The sequence below is a fragment of the Rhizobium sp. BK379 genome, assembly GCF_014193955.1.
Classification (GTDB): Bacteria; Pseudomonadota; Alphaproteobacteria; order Rhizobiales; family Rhizobiaceae; genus Rhizobium.
This window is the reverse complement of sequence record NZ_JACIAD010000001.1, coordinates 1,444,625-1,459,838: the sequence shown is the minus strand read 5'-3', so window position 1 is coordinate 1,459,838 and position 15,214 is coordinate 1,444,625. Positions and strand designations below refer to the sequence as shown.

Annotated in this window: 15 protein-coding genes; 9 read left to right on the top strand and 6 right to left on the bottom strand. The window is 62.1% G+C overall.

Annotated elements, in window-relative coordinates; all coding sequences use genetic code 11:
- Positions 1 to 74 precede the first annotated feature (74 nt).
- A complete protein-coding gene (locus FHT93_RS07565; RefSeq protein ID WP_183846942.1) occupies positions 75 to 1,844 on the top strand; it encodes a Do family serine endopeptidase in 1,770 nt (589 codons plus the stop codon).
- Between the two features lie 79 nt (positions 1,845 to 1,923).
- Here the strand turns inward: FHT93_RS07565 and serB are convergent, their stop codons facing one another.
- Positions 1,924 to 2,814, bottom strand: coding sequence for a phosphoserine phosphatase SerB (gene serB, locus FHT93_RS07560; RefSeq protein ID WP_183846940.1), 891 nt, complete (start codon positions 2,812 to 2,814; stop codon positions 1,924 to 1,926).
- Between serB and miaA the strand changes: the two genes are divergently transcribed.
- On the top strand, positions 2,813 to 3,706 hold the full coding sequence (gene miaA / locus FHT93_RS07555; RefSeq protein WP_183846938.1) for a tRNA (adenosine(37)-N6)-dimethylallyltransferase MiaA: 894 nt from the start codon (positions 2,813 to 2,815) through the stop codon (positions 3,704 to 3,706). The genes serB and miaA overlap by 2 nt on opposite strands.
- A gap of 12 nt (positions 3,707 to 3,718) precedes the next feature.
- Positions 3,719 to 4,267, top strand: a complete 549-nt coding sequence (locus FHT93_RS07550) for a histidine phosphatase family protein (protein ID WP_183846936.1) — start codon at positions 3,719 to 3,721, stop codon at positions 4,265 to 4,267.
- Positions 4,268 to 4,276: 9 nt separating this feature from the next.
- Here the strand turns inward: FHT93_RS07550 and FHT93_RS07545 are convergent, their stop codons facing one another.
- Positions 4,277 to 6,307 carry an ATP-binding protein gene (locus tag FHT93_RS07545; RefSeq protein ID WP_018115660.1) on the bottom strand — a complete coding sequence of 677 codons (2,031 nt, stop codon included), beginning with the start codon at positions 6,305 to 6,307 and terminating at the stop codon, positions 4,277 to 4,279.
- A 340-nt stretch (positions 6,308 to 6,647) separates the two neighbouring features.
- Between FHT93_RS07545 and FHT93_RS07540 the strand changes: the two genes are divergently transcribed.
- Both FHT93_RS07540 and ilvN read left to right on the top strand, forming a co-directional pair.
- Entirely contained in the window at positions 6,648 to 8,441 is a 1,794-nt protein-coding gene (locus FHT93_RS07540; RefSeq protein WP_018115659.1) for an acetolactate synthase 3 large subunit, read from the top strand.
- A 27-nt stretch (positions 8,442 to 8,468) separates the two neighbouring features.
- Positions 8,469 to 9,041, top strand: a complete 573-nt coding sequence (gene ilvN / locus FHT93_RS07535; RefSeq protein ID WP_018115658.1) for an acetolactate synthase small subunit — start codon at positions 8,469 to 8,471, stop codon at positions 9,039 to 9,041.
- A gap of 106 nt (positions 9,042 to 9,147) precedes the next feature.
- Here ilvN and FHT93_RS07530 read toward each other — a convergent pair whose 3' ends face one another.
- Positions 9,148 to 9,993 carry an aldo/keto reductase gene (locus tag FHT93_RS07530; RefSeq protein WP_183846934.1) on the bottom strand — a complete coding sequence of 282 codons (846 nt, stop codon included), beginning with the start codon at positions 9,991 to 9,993 and terminating at the stop codon, positions 9,148 to 9,150.
- Positions 9,994 to 10,144: 151 nt separating this feature from the next.
- Between FHT93_RS07530 and FHT93_RS07525 the strand changes: the two genes are divergently transcribed.
- Complete coding sequence (locus FHT93_RS07525; RefSeq protein WP_183846932.1) at positions 10,145 to 10,738, top strand: LysE family translocator; 594 nt, start codon at positions 10,145 to 10,147, stop codon at positions 10,736 to 10,738.
- Here the strand turns inward: FHT93_RS07525 and FHT93_RS07520 are convergent.
- The 3 genes from FHT93_RS07520 to FHT93_RS07510 form a co-directional block, all read right to left on the bottom strand.
- Positions 10,730 to 11,200 (bottom strand): DUF2269 domain-containing protein, encoded by a 471-nt coding sequence (locus FHT93_RS07520; RefSeq protein ID WP_183846930.1) that lies wholly within the window; start codon positions 11,198 to 11,200, stop codon positions 10,730 to 10,732. The genes FHT93_RS07525 and FHT93_RS07520 overlap by 9 nt on opposite strands.
- Positions 11,200 to 12,483: an SDR family oxidoreductase gene (locus FHT93_RS07515; protein WP_183846928.1), complete on the bottom strand. Its 1,284-nt coding sequence runs from the start codon at positions 12,481 to 12,483 to the stop codon at positions 11,200 to 11,202. Before FHT93_RS07515 ends, FHT93_RS07520 begins: the two co-directional genes overlap by 1 nt.
- Positions 12,484 to 12,571: 88 nt before the next feature.
- Positions 12,572 to 13,264, bottom strand: a complete 693-nt coding sequence (locus FHT93_RS07510; protein ID WP_113204777.1) for a hypothetical protein — start codon at positions 13,262 to 13,264, stop codon at positions 12,572 to 12,574.
- Positions 13,265 to 13,520: 256 nt separating this feature from the next.
- Between FHT93_RS07510 and nthA the strand changes: the two genes are divergently transcribed.
- Genes nthA through FHT93_RS07495 form a run of 3 tightly spaced genes read left to right on the top strand, consistent with a single transcriptional unit; the run spans position 13,521 to position 15,209 of the window.
- Positions 13,521 to 14,195, top strand: a complete 675-nt coding sequence (gene nthA / locus FHT93_RS07505) for a nitrile hydratase subunit alpha (protein ID WP_183846926.1) — start codon at positions 13,521 to 13,523, stop codon at positions 14,193 to 14,195.
- Entirely contained in the window at positions 14,192 to 14,851 is a 660-nt protein-coding gene (nthB, locus tag FHT93_RS07500) for a nitrile hydratase subunit beta (protein WP_183846924.1), read from the top strand. The genes nthA and nthB overlap by 4 nt, the downstream gene beginning before the upstream one ends.
- Complete coding sequence (locus FHT93_RS07495; protein ID WP_183846922.1) at positions 14,838 to 15,209, top strand: nitrile hydratase accessory protein; 372 nt, start codon at positions 14,838 to 14,840, stop codon at positions 15,207 to 15,209. Before nthB ends, FHT93_RS07495 begins: the two co-directional genes overlap by 14 nt.
- The last annotated feature ends 5 nt before the right edge of the window (positions 15,210 to 15,214 follow it).

Here is a 15,214-nt window from a genome sequence, read left to right as displayed (position 1 = left end):
GGTGATTTCGCCCTCCATCATTCCGCCGTATGCTGATGCTGTATGTGCGCCTTTACCCCAGCAGAGGAAGCTTGATGGCCCCCACGAATCGCTCGCCCTTCAGACGAACGCTCGCGCTCCTGGCCGGCACCGCCCTTCTGGCAAATGTCGGCGCAAGCGGTGTTGCGCATGCGCAAACCGCTCCCGCACCAGCGACACCTGAACAGGCAGCACCGGCCCCTGCGGCGCCTCAAGCACCAGCGGTTTCTCCTGCTGCGGTCGCACCCGCGGCTCCGCCCGTGCAGATGACGGCGCCGGGCAACGGGCCGGCTTCCGTTGCCGATCTCGCCGAGGGACTGCTCGATGCCGTGGTCAATATTTCGACCTCGCAGAACGTGAAGGATGACGAGGGGGCAGGGCCGGCTCCGCGCGCGCCGGATGGCTCGCCGTTCCAGGAATTCTTCAACGATTTCTTCAATAAGCAGCAGGGCAATCGCGGTCCCAACCACAATGTCAGCTCGCTTGGTTCCGGTTTCGTCATCGATCCCAGCGGCTATATCGTCACCAACAACCACGTGATCGAAGGCGCCGACGACATCGAGGTCAATTTCGCCAACGGCTCCAAGCTCAAGGCCAAGCTGATCGGCACGGATACCAAGACCGATCTTTCGGTGTTGAAGGTCGAGCCGAAGCAGCCGCTGAAATCCGTCAAGTTCGGCGATTCCAGCGTCATGCGCATCGGCGACTGGGTCATGGCGATCGGCAACCCGTTCGGTTTCGGCGGATCGGTCACGGTCGGCATCATTTCGGGCCGCGGCCGCAACATCAATGCCGGCCCCTATGACAATTTCATCCAGACGGATGCGGCGATCAACAAGGGCAATTCGGGCGGTCCGCTCTTCAACATGAAGGGTGAGGTGATCGGCATCAATACGGCGATCATTTCTCCCTCGGGCGGCTCGATCGGCATCGGCTTCTCGGTGCCGTCGGAACTCGCTTCAGGCGTCGTCGATCAGCTTCGTGAATATGGCGAGACGCGCCGCGGCTGGCTCGGCGTACGCATCCAGCCCGTCACCGACGAGGTGGCCGACAGCCTCGGCCTCGACAGCGCCAAGGGCGCTCTGGTTGCCGGGGTCATCAAGGGCGGACCTGTCGACGACGGTTCGATCAAGGCGGGCGATGTGATCCTGAAATTCGACGGCAAGGTCGTCGGCGAGATGCGTGACCTGCCGCGCGTGGTCGCCGAAAGCCCTGTCGGCAAGGAGGTCGATGTCATCGTGCTGCGCGACGGCAAGGAGCAGACCGTGAAGGTGACGCTCGGCCGTCTCGAAGACAGCGATCAGGCGGCTGCTGCCGGCGACAATTCCGGCGATGACGGCGTCATCAATCCCGATCCCGGCGAAAACAACGATATGGACGAACCGGATCAGGGCGGCGATCAGGGGCAGACCGCGCCGGACGGCCAGGACCCGCACCAGCAGGATCAAGGACAGGATCAGAAAGGCCCAGATCAAAAGGGTCAGAATCAAAAGGGGCAGGATCAGGCGACACCGGGCCAGGCCACGCCAAAGCATGTGCTCGGCCTGTCGCTCTCGCTGCTTAGCCCCGAAACCCGCAAGGCCTTCGGCATCGCCGAAAGCGTCGACGGTGTCGTCGTGACCGAGGTCGCTCCGGGTTCTGCTGCGGCCGAAAAGGGTCTCAAGCCCGGCGACGTGATCGTCGAAGTCGCGCAGGAATTCATGAAGTCGCCGGATGCGGTTGCCACGAAAGTGCAGACGCTGAAGCAGGAAGGCCGGCGCAATGCGCAGATGATGGTCGCCGCTGCCAACGGCGATCTGCGCTTCGTAGCCGTGCCGATGGAGTAAGGGCTTCGAATACGGTTCCGAAGATCAAAAAGGAGCGGTTAGCCGCTCCTTTTCTGTTTTCAGATGTGGCTCCCTGCGCTCAAGCCGTGACGAAATCCGTCTTGCGGTAGCCTTGGATATAGAGCAGCGCCGTCAGGTCGCCGTGGTTGATCCGCATGCCGGCTTCAGCGGCGACAGCCGGTTTGGCGTGCAAGGCGACGCCGGAGCCGGCCAGATGCAGCATGCCGAGATCGTTGGCGCCGTCGCCGACGGCAATGGCGTCTTCAGGGGAGATGCCGAGGCGGGCGGCGATGTCGTTGAGGGCATCGACCTTGGCCTGCTTGCCGAGAATGGGTTCGGCGACATAGCCGGAGAGGACGCCGCCTTCCTCAAGCAGGATATTGGCGCGGTTTTCGTCGAAGCCGAGGGTCGCGGCGATTTTGCTGGTAAAGACCGTGAAGCCGCCGGAGACGAGGGCGGTGTAATAGCCCTTCGATTTCATGGTGGCGATCAGTTCCGGGCCGCCCGGGGTCAGCGTGATGCGCTTGGCAATGACTTCATCGACGACCGATATCGGCAGGCCCTTCAGGAGCGCGACGCGTTCGCGCAATGCCGGCTCGAAGGCGATCTCGCCGTTCATGGCGCGGGCGGTGATCGCCGCGACCTTGTCCTTGAGGCCGACTTCGGCGGCGAGTTCATCGATACATTCCTGGCCGATCATGGTGGAATCCATATCGGCGATCAAAAGCTTCTTGCGGCGAGTCTCCTGCTCCTGGATGACGAGATCGATCGGGTTGCCGGCGATTACGGCGTGCAGGCTGGCTTCGGCCACCTTGCCGTCGGAGCCGTCCGCGAGCACGATATCGCAGGCAATACCGTCCGCCAGCCAATAGAGCCCCGATGACTTGACGGCGTCGGCGGCGCGCTCGGCGATCGCAGGCGAAAGAACGGGGTTTGACGGATTGGCAACAAGCGTGGCAACGAGGGCCATGATGGAAAACCTTCTGAGCACTTTGAATGCGATCCTGATAACCGGGCCGACTGCCAGCGGCAAGTCCGCGCTCGCTGCGAAACTGGCCAAACAGCATGGCGGCGTGGTGATAAACGCCGACAGCATGCAGGTCTATGACACGCTGCGGGTGCTGACGGCACGGCCTTCGGAAGAGGATATGGAAGGCGTGCCGCACCATCTCTACGGTCATGTGCCGGCGGGGCAGGCCTATTCGACGGGCGCCTGGCTGCGGGATGTGACGGCGCTCTTGCCGCGCATCCGCGCCGAGGGAAAGCTGCCGGTCTTCGTCGGCGGCACGGGGCTCTATTTCAAGGCGCTGACAGGCGGGCTCTCGGAGATGCCTGTCATCCCCGAGGCGATCCGCCAGCGGCTGAGGGGCCGACTGCTGCAGGAGGGGCAGGATGTGCTCTATGCGGACCTTGCCAAGGCCGATCCTGCCGTCGCCCGAAGCCTCAATCCGCAGGACGGGCAGAGGATCGTGCGGGCGCTTGAAGTCTTCGAGGCGACGGGCCAGTCGATCGCCGAATTCCAGGGGCAGGCGGGGCCAGTCATCGTCGATCCCGAGACGGCGCGCAAGATCGTCGTGCTGCCGGATCGCGCCGTACTGCACCAGCGCATCAATGGCCGTTTCGAGAAGATGCTGGAGCAGGGAGCAGAGGAAGAGGTGAAGGCGCTGCTGGCGCTCGATCTTCCCGCCGAGATGCCTGTCATGAAAGCGATCGGTGTGTCGCAGATCGCGGCGATGCTGCGCGGTGAGATGAGCCGCAGCGAGGTGATCGAGCGCGGGTCGGCCGCCACGCGGCAATATGCCAAGCGGCAGATGACATGGTTCCGCAACCAGATGGATGAAAGCTGGGAGCGGTTGACATGAAGTGTTCCAGAAATGCGTGAAATATATCTTGTTCGCCATGCAGAGACGATGCCCGATCCGGAGCGCCCTCCCGCCTCCTGGCAGTTGACCGAGGCTGGCCGTACCGTGGCTGCATCTCTCAAAGGCCTATTGCCCGAACTGGTCTTCAGCAGCCCCGAAGCGAAGGCAATGCAGACGGCAAGACAGTTGACGCACCTGGAGGTGACGGCTGTTCAAGAATTTCGCGAGCATCGATCCGACAAAGTGGCGTGGATATCAAGCGACGATTTCGCGATATCGGTCGAGCGCTATTTCAGCGATCGGGAGAACCGGGTCTGGGGCGATTCCCATGCCGAAACGGCAGCGCGATTCAGAGCCGGTCTGAGCCATATCGCCTCTCGGCTGGACGGAGCGACGCGATGCACCGTTGTTTCCCACGGCCGCATTCTCTGCAGCTTCCTCGGGAATCTCTCTGGGACGTCCGGTTACGAATTGTGGAAGCTCCTCACGATGCCAACCGTGATAAAGCTGGCGGTCGCAGACGAGACCATGCGGATCGAGGCGATCTCCTATTTCCACTGAGCCAACGGCTCAATCCTTATTATAAAGGCTGCTCAGCGGCTTCTTCAGGATGCTTTCGCGCAGTGACATGCCACCCTCGCGGCGTGGCTGTGATGTCTGTTCGCCGAAGGCCGGCTTCGGCTGCTCGTCGCGGCGCATTTCCCGGCGCAGCGCTTCCAGGCGCGCGTCGATAGAGGTTTGCGGCGAGAGCGGCGGAGGCTCGGGCAGTGGGGCCCGGGTCTGTGGCAGGAGTGCTGGCCGATAAGGCTCGAGCGGCGCCTCGGTTGCCGACGGAGCGGCGTAGGGCTGGGCGGCGTCCTCGTCCTCGAAATCCTCGTCCGGCTCGTAATCCGTCATCGCGGAGCTGTAGCTCTGCTGGAAGGTGGAAATATCGGGGCCTGATGTGATCGCCCGCATGCGGGTGACGATGCGGCGCAGGTCGACGGTGTCCGGGTCTTCCTCGGCATGTTTGCTGGTGGCACTATGGGCCTTCGGCAGCAGGGTTTCATCGACGCGCAGGAAGCGCATGCGCATCGGCACGCGGATCGCCTCGCCGAAGGCGATTGCCTCTCCGTTGCCGATCGAGGAGATGAAGCTCGTCGTCGAGATCGAGGAATTGGGGATGGCCGAGCGGATGATTTCCTGGTCGCGGTCGTTGGCAAGGCGCATGGCGAACAGCGTCGAGCACTGCGACAGGATCGTCTGGTCGAGCTCTCCGGGGCGCTGGGTGATGATGCCCAGAGAGACGCCGTATTTGCGGCCTTCCTTGGCAATGCGGGCAATCGCCTGGCGCGTCGGAACGAAGCCGAGGTTCGGATCCGAGGGTATATAGCGGTGCGCCTCTTCGCAGACGACCAGCATGTGAATGGCGCCTTCGCTCCAGAGCGCGATTTCGAAGGCCATGCGGCAGAGCACGGACGCGACCGAATTGACGACTTCGGAGGGGATGCCGGCGAGCTGGAAGGTGCAGATCGGCCTGTTGTCGCCGGGGATGCGGAAGATCTGGGCGATGGTCTCCGTGATCGTGTCGCTGATCGTGTTGTTGGAGAACATGAAGTGGTAGCGCGGATCGTTGATCGCCGCGATGATGCGCATCTTCAGCGAGCGCAGGAAGGGTTTTTCGGTGCGGCCTTCCAGCCGGCCGATGCGCTCGTCGATGAGAGCAAGCAGGTCGGCGATGCGGTATGGCACCGGCGTATCGGCAGTGATCGAGCTCTTTTCCGTCTGGCGGCGCACCAGCGAGCTGTCGCTGCCACGGAAGGCGCGCTTGGCCTCCGGCAGGATATCGCGCAGCATGTCGAGCTCTTCCGGTACCGGCGGGCGGCCGCGGAAGACCACTTCGGCGAACTCCTCGAGCCGCATCAGCCAGAAGGGCAGGTCAAGCGTATCGGTATCGATCGTAACGGCGTGTTTGGGGAAGGCGGCGGCAAATTCGTTGTGCGGATCGAGGATCAGCACGCGCAGCTTCGGATCGGCCTCGATCGCCTTGTGCAGAAGCAGCGAGACGGCAGTCGATTTGCCGACACCGGTCGAGCCGACCACGGCGAAGTGCTTCGACAGCATCGAGGGCACATGGATCGCCGCTTCGATGCTTTCATCCTGTGTCAGGTTGCCGATGACGGCGGTGGCGCCCTTGCCGGCATCATAGATGCGCATCAGGTCCGCGGCGCGGATACGATGGGCGATGGCGCCGAGATGGGGATAACACGAAATGCCGGTCGAGAATTCCTCGCGGCCGTCTTCGTCGACGCGGACTTCGCCGAGCAGTTCCGTCTCGATGCGGAAGACATTGTCCTGGCCTTCGCCCCAGCCCTGGTTGCCGGTATTCATGGAGAAGACGAGGGCGACGACACGATTCCTGCCGACGCTGATCGAAATCAGCCGACCGACGGACCATAGTTCGGTGAGATCGGTGCCACCGGCTTCCGCCACGGCGGCGATGGTGGCGCGCGAGCCGCTGCACGCAACGACACGCCCGAGGAAGCGGTTCCCCGGCGTAAGGCTATCGCGGCGATCCTGTTCGCCTGCCTTGCCTGTCGTCATCATGTCGTTGTTCAGCAAAGGGTTACTCCCCGCAGTAAAGGACAGGATATGACCGATCCTTTAATAAATCCTTCAGCCCCAGAATTGGACGGGCTATGGGAGGGGTGATCGGTGGGCCGGCCGCGGATTTTTTATTGCGGAATGCGTTGACGCTGCGAAATTTTCTGTCTATCAATTCCGCCCATGACAATTTCGAACGTTCTTATCGTGGTGGGAAAGCGCATGGGCAGGATGGTGTAACCATCCGGCGGTAGCCACCCATGCGCAAGACGAAGGCTCCTCAGGGGCCTTTTTTTATGCCCGAAATCAGGGCTTCCGGCACGAACCTCAACTCCTCAGCATCAAACGGAACAGATACATGGCGAGCACGGACAATCAAGCGGACAGCAATCGAATGACGGGAGCGGAAATCGTTCTCCGCGCGCTGAAGGATAATGGTGTCGAGCACATCTTCGGCTATCCCGGCGGTGCGGTTCTTCCGATCTATGACGAGATCTTCCAGCAGGAAGAGATCAAGCATATCCTCGTGCGCCATGAGCAGGGTGCCGGCCATGCGGCCGAAGGTTATGCCCGCTCCACCGGCAAAGTCGGCGTCATGCTGGTCACGTCAGGTCCGGGTGCCACGAATGCCGTGACACCGCTGCAGGACGCCTTGATGGATTCGGTTCCGCTCGTCTGCCTCTCCGGCCAGGTTCCCACCTCGCTCATCGGTTCGGACGCCTTCCAGGAATGCGACACCGTCGGCATCACGCGCCCCTGCACCAAGCACAACTGGCTGGTCAAGGATGTCAACGAGCTCGCCGCCGTCATCCATGAAGCCTTCCGCATTGCGCAGTCCGGCCGCCCCGGTCCCGTCGTCGTCGATATTCCGAAGGATGTTCAGTTCGCCACCGGCACCTACACGCCGCCGGCCGATCACGCGATCCAGAAGAGCTACCAGCCGAAGGTTCAGGGCGACATTAACCAGATTCACGCAGCAATCGAGCTGATGGCCAATGCCCGCAGGCCGATCCTCTACACCGGCGGCGGCGTCGTCAATTCCGGCCCGGAAGCCTCCCGCATGCTGCGCGAACTGGTCGAGCTGACGGATTTCCCGATCACCTCGACGCTGATGGGCCTCGGCGCCTATCCGGCCTCAGGCAAGAACTGGCTGAAGATGCTCGGCATGCACGGCTCCTACGAAGCCAACATGGCAATGCATGATTGCGACGTCATGGTCTGCATCGGCGCGCGCTTCGACGACCGTATCACCGGCCGCCTGAATGCCTTCTCCCCGAATTCCAAGAAGATCCATATCGACATCGATCCGTCCTCGATCAACAAGAACGTACGCGTCGACCTCGGCATCCGCGGTGATGTCGGCAGTGTCCTGGAAGACATGATCCGCCTGTGGCGGGCGCTGCCGAAGAAGCCGGAGAAGGGGCGCCTGGACGCGTGGTGGGCCGATATTGCCCGCTGGCGCGCGCGCAATTCCTTCGCCTACACGAAGAGCAACGACGTGATCATGCCGCAATATGCGCTGGAGCGTCTCTATGAACTGACCAAGGATCGCGACACCTACATCACGACCGAAGTCGGCCAGCACCAGATGTGGGCAGCCCAGTTCTACGGTTTCGAGCAGCCGAACCGCTGGATGACCTCGGGTGGCCTCGGCACGATGGGTTACGGCCTGCCGGCAGCCCTCGGCGTGCAGATCGCCCATCCGGAGAGCCTCGTCATCGACATTGCCGGCGATGCCTCGATCCAGATGTGCATCCAGGAAATGTCGGCGGCGATCCAGCACAATGCGCCGATCAAGATCTTCATCATGAACAACCAGTACATGGGCATGGTGCGCCAGTGGCAGCAGCTCCTGCATGGCAACCGCCTGTCCAACTCCTATACGGAAGCGATGCCCGACTTCGTGAAGCTCGCCGAAGCCTATGGCGCGGTTGGCCTGCGCTGCGAAAAGCCTGATGATCTCGATGCGACGATCCAGGAAATGATCGATGTCAAGAAGCCGGTCATCGTCGATTGCCGCGTCGCCAATCTCGCCAATTGCTTCCCGATGATCCCATCGGGCAAGGCGCATAATGAAATGCTGCTGCCGGACGAAGCCACCGACGAGGCGGTCGCTAATGCGATCGACGCCAAGGGCCGTCAGCTAGTATAAAAACAGATAGGTAGGAACCCCAGGATCATGAACGCACACCTTCAACCCACCGGCTCTGCCTATTTCATCTCTCCGGAAACGGCGGCCGTCGAGAACCATACGCTTTCGGTGCTCGTCGATAACGAGCCGGGCGTTCTCGCCCGCGTGATCGGCCTGTTTTCCGGCCGCGGTTACAATATCGAAAGCCTCACGGTTTCCGAGACGGAGCATGCAGCGCATCTGTCGCGCATCACCGTCGTGACCCGCGGCACGCCGCAGGTGCTGGAGCAGATCAAGGCGCAGCTGGAGCGCATCGTGCCTGTTCATCGTGTGGTGGACCTGACGGTGCGTGCCCGTGAACTCGGCCAGGACCGGCCGATCGAACGGGAAGTGGCGCTTCTGAAGTTGATCGGCAGCGGTGAGACCCGCGCCGAGACGCTGCGCCTTGCCGATGCGTTCCACGCCAAGGTGGTGGATGCAACGATCGATCATTTCATCCTGGAAATTACCGGCAAGTCTTCGAAGATCGACCAGTTCATCGCGATCATGAAGCCGCTCGGCCTCATCGAAGTCTGCCGCACCGGCATTGCCGCGATGAACCGCGGCGCTCAGGGCATGTAGTAACTACAGCCCCGGCATGTAGGAACTACAGCCCGGGCATGTAGAAACTACAGCCGGGGCATGTAGAAACTGCAACACAATAGCAAAACAATTGCGCCGTTGGAGATCAGAGCATTTCCAGCGGCGTTTTCCTTGCCGGTGGCGGGAAGGTGGCATCGAGCGCTTCCCAGTCCTCGTCGGTGATGTCGAGGGAGACGCAGTCGCGGTTTTCGCGGGCGCGCTCGATGTTGGAGGTCTTCGGGATGACGAAGACGCCGTCGCGTTCGAGCACGAAGGCAAGCGCCAGCTGCGCCGGGGTGGCCTGATAGGCCTTGGCGATATGGATCAGGTCCGGATGGTGCAGGATGCGGCCCTGTTCGATCGGCGAATAGGCCATGATGGGGATATTGCGGCTCTGGCACCAGGGCAGGAGATCGTATTCGATACCACGACGGGCGAGATTGTAGAGGACCTGATTGGCGGCGACGTTCTTTCCTCCGGGAACAGACAGCAGCTCCTGCATGTCGTCGGTATCGAAATTGGAGACGCCCCAGGCGCGGATCTTGCCCGAAGCCTTCAGCGTTTCGAAGGCCTCGACGGTCTCGGCGAGCGGATAGTTGCCGCGCCAGTGCAGCAGGTAGAGGTCGATGCGGTCGGTGCCGAGGCGCTCGAGGCTATTTTCGCAGGCGGTGATCGTGCCGGTGCGGCTGGCATTCCAGGGATAGACCTTGCTGACGATGAAGGTCTCCTCACGGCGGCCCTTGATTGCCTGTCCGACGATTTCTTCGGCGCCGCCGTCACCATACATTTCGGCGGTATCGATCATCGTCATGCCGAGATCGAGGCCGGCCTTGAGGCTTGCGATTTCTTGCCTCGCGTGGCCGGCATCCTCGCCCATGCCCCAGGTTCCCTGGCCGAGAGCGGGGACTTCGGTGCCATCGGGGAAAGTGATGGCGGGGATCGGGTCGTCCATGGCGGTTCTGGTCCTTTGCGTCTCCGGCAGACTATCAGGTAATCCTGTCACCGTGACAATCATGTTATGGTGACAAGGGTTTAGGGCAGTTATGCTGACCTAAATCCAATAAGTCGGCCACATCATCGACACATGCTTTCCGGGAGGTTTCATGCCGCTGGATACGTTTCTGGCTCTGTTGCTCTTTGCCTTCACAACGTCAATCACGCCGGGGCCGAACAATATGATGCTGTTTGCCTCGGGCGTGAATTTCGGTTTCCGTCGCACCATCCCGCACATGTTCGGCATCGGGGCAGGTTTCCTGTCGCTGCTTCTTGGCGTCGGGCTTGGGCTCGGAGCGCTGCTGCATATGGTGCCGGCGGTCTATACCGCGCTGAAGTTCGCAGGCGGCGCCTATCTCGTCTGGATCGCCTGGAAGATCGGAACGTCACGCTCGCTGGGCGAGGGCACGAGCGGCGTGAAGCCGATGTCCTTCCTCGGTGCCGCGGCCTTTCAGTGGTTCAATCCGAAGGCCTGGGTGATGGCGGTGACGGCCATGGCGACCTATACCAATCCTGAGCTTTATCTGGCCAGCGTGCTGCTCGTCGGTCTTGCTTTTGCGGCGGTCAACGTGCCTTCCGTGTCCACCTGGGCTGGCTTCGGCTCGGCGCTTCGCGAGTGGTTGTCCGATCCGGTGCGGTTGAAATGGTTCAATATCACCATGGCATTGCTGCTCGTTCTCAGCCTCTGGCCGATGCTAAAATAGCGTCGGCTTCGTGAGCATCAGCCAGAGAATGCCTGTTACCGCGAAGAAAGCCGGGAAGCCGAAGGCGAACCAGACGCGGTAAAGGCTGAAATAGGCCGATGGCAGGGCGGTGCCCGAAGCCGCAGCGGCCCGCGCCAGATTGCGCAGCCGGATCTGGATCCAGACGACCGGCAGCCAGAACATGCCGGTCACGACATAGAGCAAAAGTGAGAGCGCAATCCAGCTTTCCGTCAGGTCCCAGCCGATGATACGGGCGAGAAGATAGCCTGTCACCGGCTGGAGAATGGCGGCAGTGGCGGTAAAGATCGTGTCTGCAACGACCACAGTGCCGGCGACGTGTGCGATAAGCCCGGGATCACGGGTGCGATGGGCCATCACCATGAAGAAGGCGATGCCGGCGCCGGTGCCGAAGAGCACGGCGGCACCCACGACATGGGCAAGAAGCAGCAATTCGGCGAGCATCAGCGTTCATCCAGGATTGCGAGTGCCGCAAGTGTCAGCAGCAGCGACGGCAGCACCTTGACCAGCGGCCCGAGCGGATCGAGCCAGAGCGCCGGCTCCAGAACGGTGCCGCCTGCGAGATAGGCAAGCGAGACGATGAGCATGCCGGCAAGGGCGCGACGGGCGAAGGGGCGCACGAGAACTGCGGCGCCGAGCGCGATATCGATCAGGCAGGTGATGATCGTCATCGCCATGGCCGCATCGGCTGGCATGAAGGGCAGGAAATGGGCGCTTGCCTGTTCAGGTGCCAGAAGCGGGATGAGGCCCGATAGCAGCCAGAAGAGCGACAGGCCGGCAATGATGGGCGCCTTCAGGAGATAGAGGCGGGCAAACCACAGGTCCTGAACGCCGGAGGGGTTGGCGGCAAGCGTCTCTGCGGCCGAAAACGTCGGCAGATCCTGCCGGGTGGGGCGGTCCATCCTGACGCCCTCGGACATTACGGTCATGGCGGTGGAGCGCAGCGGCGAGCGCCAGCCGAGATGGCCGGCGAGATCGGCAAGCCATGAGACGGGCCGTGCGAGTGCCGGCGGGATAGAGATAACAGGCGCATCCGGCAGGCCAAGCCAGGAACGATGCAGTTTGACGAGGCTTGTCAGCGTGTGCCGTTCGGTAGCAGCCAGTTCGATGTCGCTGCCGGAGGGAAGCGTGCCTGAAATCGCAGCCGAGACTGCAGAGGCGACATCTTCGGCGGCGACCGTTTCAACCGGGCTGTCGGCATGGATGAGCGGCAGGGCAAACGGGAAGGATGCGAGTGCGCGCAGAAGTGCGGTGCCGCCATGGGCATTGCGGCCGAGCACGAGGGACGGGCGAAGGATGACATAAGGCAGGCCGGATGCCGCAAGCGCGATATCGGCAGCGCGCTTGGTGGCGAGGAAGGGCAAGTCGCTGCCGGCGCCATCCGTTCGGGCGGATATTTGGACGATGAGCGTTACGCCGGCCGGTCGCGCCGCTTGCTGGAGCGCGATCATTGCGCGTTGCTGGGTGGCCGCGAGATTGTCAGAAAGACCGTCCTGGAGGGCGCCGGCACTGTTGACGACCACGTCCTGGCCTTCCAGCACGGAGGCCCAGTCGGCCACATTGGTCATCTTCTCCAGGTCGGCCCTGATCCAGCGGATAGCGGGCTGGCGAACCCGCGCCCGGTCGGGATTGCGGGCTAGCCCGGTCACGGTCCAGCCGTCCGCAAGCAGCCGCGCTGCGATCGCCGAGCCGATGAAGCCTGTGGCACCGAGAATCAGGATGTTCATGATGGGAGACTACCCAAAAACGGCATGTCGGGCAGGGGCGGGCGGTATAACGCCTGCAAGAAATTGTCTGCCTTTCATGCCGGATAGCTCAAGCGATAAGGCGGGGATCGAGTCTCGCCATGGGAATAGCGCATTCGGTGACGATCCGGGCCGCCAGGGACGGGTCAAGCGGCGGCCTGACGTGGAAGAAGGCAAGTTCCAGCGCCAGGCCGATCGCGAAAGGTCGCCTGCTGAGGGGTACGCGATTTCGATCGAGAGCATCGGCCAACTTCGGCCACAGGCGGCGAACGTAGGCAACGGGCGTCTCGGCTGGACGGTTCTCATCGGTCAATCGCGGTATTCCGAACTGCGGATGTCCGATTGTTGAGACCACGTAACGAAGCGTTTCCATCGCCATCTCTTGCGAGATCAGAGCACCGGACCTTCTCGCCGCGCCGTATGTCAGGTTGAGCAGGGAATCGTGGCTTTCCAGAAGGAAGGCATTGGGCAGGTTGCCGGTATAATAGCGGGAGCCGTCTTCGGCTTCCATGGCGATGAGATCAGCGTCGTCGCTGAGATCTCCTGCGGAAGCAATATCAAAGGCGGTGAGGACGCACGAAAAACCGCCAACCGATCCCAGGGCTCCAAACAGATCGATCGGCTGAACATGGCCGTCCGTCGCCATTTCCTGAATCACATGATCCAGCAGGGCGCGTGCAACCAGCCCTGGGCTCTCGACAGTATCTTCGGTCTCCTGCCGGCGCGGATCGACAGAGGCCGAGCTATCGGCAAGGCTCTCCATCTCGTCTCGCGGAGGCGCGGACGGAGGCGCGTTTGATCTGGTGCTGCGGCCGAATGTCGGAAGTTTCATGTGTGCGATGTTGAGATGAAGCCGTTAACGTTTGGTTAGGATCACGGCGAAAAATAAGGAGTTGCTTAATTAGCTGCATCTTCAGTCATTGCCGACGGCATTCATTTGGGACACTTCTTGACGAGAAATGCGCTTGGCGGTCCTCCGATCGCCGCATAAGATCGAGCGCTCTAGCCTGGAGAGCGCCATGCGGCACAGAGACGACCACGCAGATCATGACCACGATCACCATGATCATCACCACGACAACCATTATTCGGACATGCAGGCGCGCGTGAAGGCGCTGGAAACGCTGCTGACGGAGAAGGGGCTGATCGATCCGGCGGCGATCGATGCGATTGTCGAGACCTATGAGACAAAGGTCGGGCCGCGCAATGGTGCGCGTGTTGTTGCGAAAGCCTGGAGCAATCCCGACTTTGCCGAATGGCTGAAGCGGGACGCGACGGCTGCGATTGCGAGCCTCGGTTATACTGGTCGGCAGGGCGAGCACATGCGCGCCGTCTTCAACACGGCTGACACGCATAACCTCGTCGTCTGCACGCTTTGCTCCTGCTATCCGTGGTCGGTGCTCGGCCTGCCGCCGGTCTGGTACAAGGCTCCCGCCTATCGCTCGCGTGCCGTCATCGATCCGCGCGGCGTGCTGGCTGAATTCGGGGTGACGCTGCCTGAGAGCAAGAAGGTTCGCGTCTGGGATTCGACGGCGGAGCTGCGTTACCTCGTCATCCCCGAGCGGCCCGAGGGAACGGAGGGCATGGATGAGGAAGCGCTTGCCGATCTCGTCAGCCGCGATGCGATGATCGGCACTGCAATTGCGGGAAGCCCGAAAATTTCGGGTGCCGGCAACCCGGAGGTGGCCCGATGAACGGCCCACACGATCTCGGTGGCCAGATGGGCTTCGGCCCCGTCGCGCCGGAAGTCAACGAACCCTATTTTCATGCCGAATGGGAGAAGCGGGCGCTCGGCATCACGCTCTCCTGTGGCGCTTTTGGTGCCTGGACGATCGACGAGAGCCGGCATGCGCGCGAAAGCATTCCGCCGGCCGAATATCTTGCAGCAAGCTATTACGAGATCTGGATCCGCGGCATCGACATGCTTCTGGAGCGCCATGGCTTTGCGAGCCGCGAGGAATTGCTGTCCGGCTCCAAGCTGCAGGATGGCTCGGTGCCGAAGCGAGTGCTGAAGGCCGACATGGTCGCCGGCGTGCTCGCCAAGGGTGGGCCTTGCGACCGGCCTGTCGAGGCGGCGCCGCTCTTCGTCGTCGGTGAAACTGTAAAGACCAAGAATTTCAATCCGGCCACCCATACCCGGCTGCCGCGTTATGCCCGCGCCAAGACCGGCACCATCGAGGCGGTGCAGGGCTCCTTCGTCTTCCCCGATGACAATGCGCATGGCAAGGGCGAGAACCCGCAATGGCTCTATACCGTGGTCTTCGACGGTGGCGAGATCTGGGGCGAGGGGGCAGACCCATCGCTGACGGTCTCGATCGATGCGTGGGAGAGCTATCTTGAGCGTGTGTGAGGTGCCGTCTCAACTGGCCCAATCGCCCAGCCTGCCGAAGTCACCGGAAGGCGATCCGGTTTTCCCGGAGCCCTGGGCTGCGGAGGCCTTCGCCATGACCGTGCATCTGCATGAGAAGGGGCTGTTTGCCTGGAACGAATGGGCTGAGACCCTGTCGAAGGAACTGCACAAACCCGGCCGCGCCGAAGACGGGAGCGACTATTTCGACTGCTGGGTGGCTGCTCTTTCCGAACTGCTCGTCAGCCGCGGCGTTGCGGATGCCGCCGTGATCGTCGACCTGCAGAAGAGCTGGCAAAGGGCGGCGGAAGCAACGCCGCATGGCAAGCCGATCGAGCTTGCGAACGATCCGCTGCGCTGAGTTTC

Bases quoted from the DNA above. Each gene is read 5' to 3' on its own strand.
- FHT93_RS07520 (WP_183846930.1), bottom strand. From the start codon at position 11,200: ATGCTCGCCGAATTGCTGCTTCTTGCCCATGTCGTGGGTGCCGCCGTG.
- FHT93_RS07565 (WP_183846942.1), top strand. From the start codon at position 75: ATGGCCCCCACGAATCGCTCGCCCTTCAGACGAACGCTCGCGCTCCTG.
- FHT93_RS07525 (WP_183846932.1), top strand. From the start codon at position 10,145: ATGCCGCTGGATACGTTTCTGGCTCTGTTGCTCTTTGCCTTCACAACG.
- miaA (WP_183846938.1), top strand. From the start codon at position 2,813: ATGATGGAAAACCTTCTGAGCACTTTGAATGCGATCCTGATAACCGGG.
- FHT93_RS07515 (WP_183846928.1), bottom strand. From the start codon at position 12,483: ATGAACATCCTGATTCTCGGTGCCACAGGCTTCATCGGCTCGGCGATC.
- FHT93_RS07510 (WP_113204777.1), bottom strand. From the start codon at position 13,264: ATGGAGAGCCTTGCCGATAGCTCGGCCTCTGTCGATCCGCGCCGGCAG.
- FHT93_RS07540 (WP_018115659.1), top strand. From the start codon at position 6,648: ATGGCGAGCACGGACAATCAAGCGGACAGCAATCGAATGACGGGAGCG.
- ilvN (WP_018115658.1), top strand. From the start codon at position 8,469: ATGAACGCACACCTTCAACCCACCGGCTCTGCCTATTTCATCTCTCCG.
- FHT93_RS07550 (WP_183846936.1), top strand. From the start codon at position 3,719: ATGCGTGAAATATATCTTGTTCGCCATGCAGAGACGATGCCCGATCCG.
- serB (WP_183846940.1), bottom strand. From the start codon at position 2,814: ATGGCCCTCGTTGCCACGCTTGTTGCCAATCCGTCAAACCCCGTTCTT.
- nthB (WP_183846924.1), top strand. From the start codon at position 14,192: ATGAACGGCCCACACGATCTCGGTGGCCAGATGGGCTTCGGCCCCGTC.
- FHT93_RS07530 (WP_183846934.1), bottom strand. From the start codon at position 9,993: ATGGACGACCCGATCCCCGCCATCACTTTCCCCGATGGCACCGAAGTC.
- nthA (WP_183846926.1), top strand. From the start codon at position 13,521: ATGCGGCACAGAGACGACCACGCAGATCATGACCACGATCACCATGAT.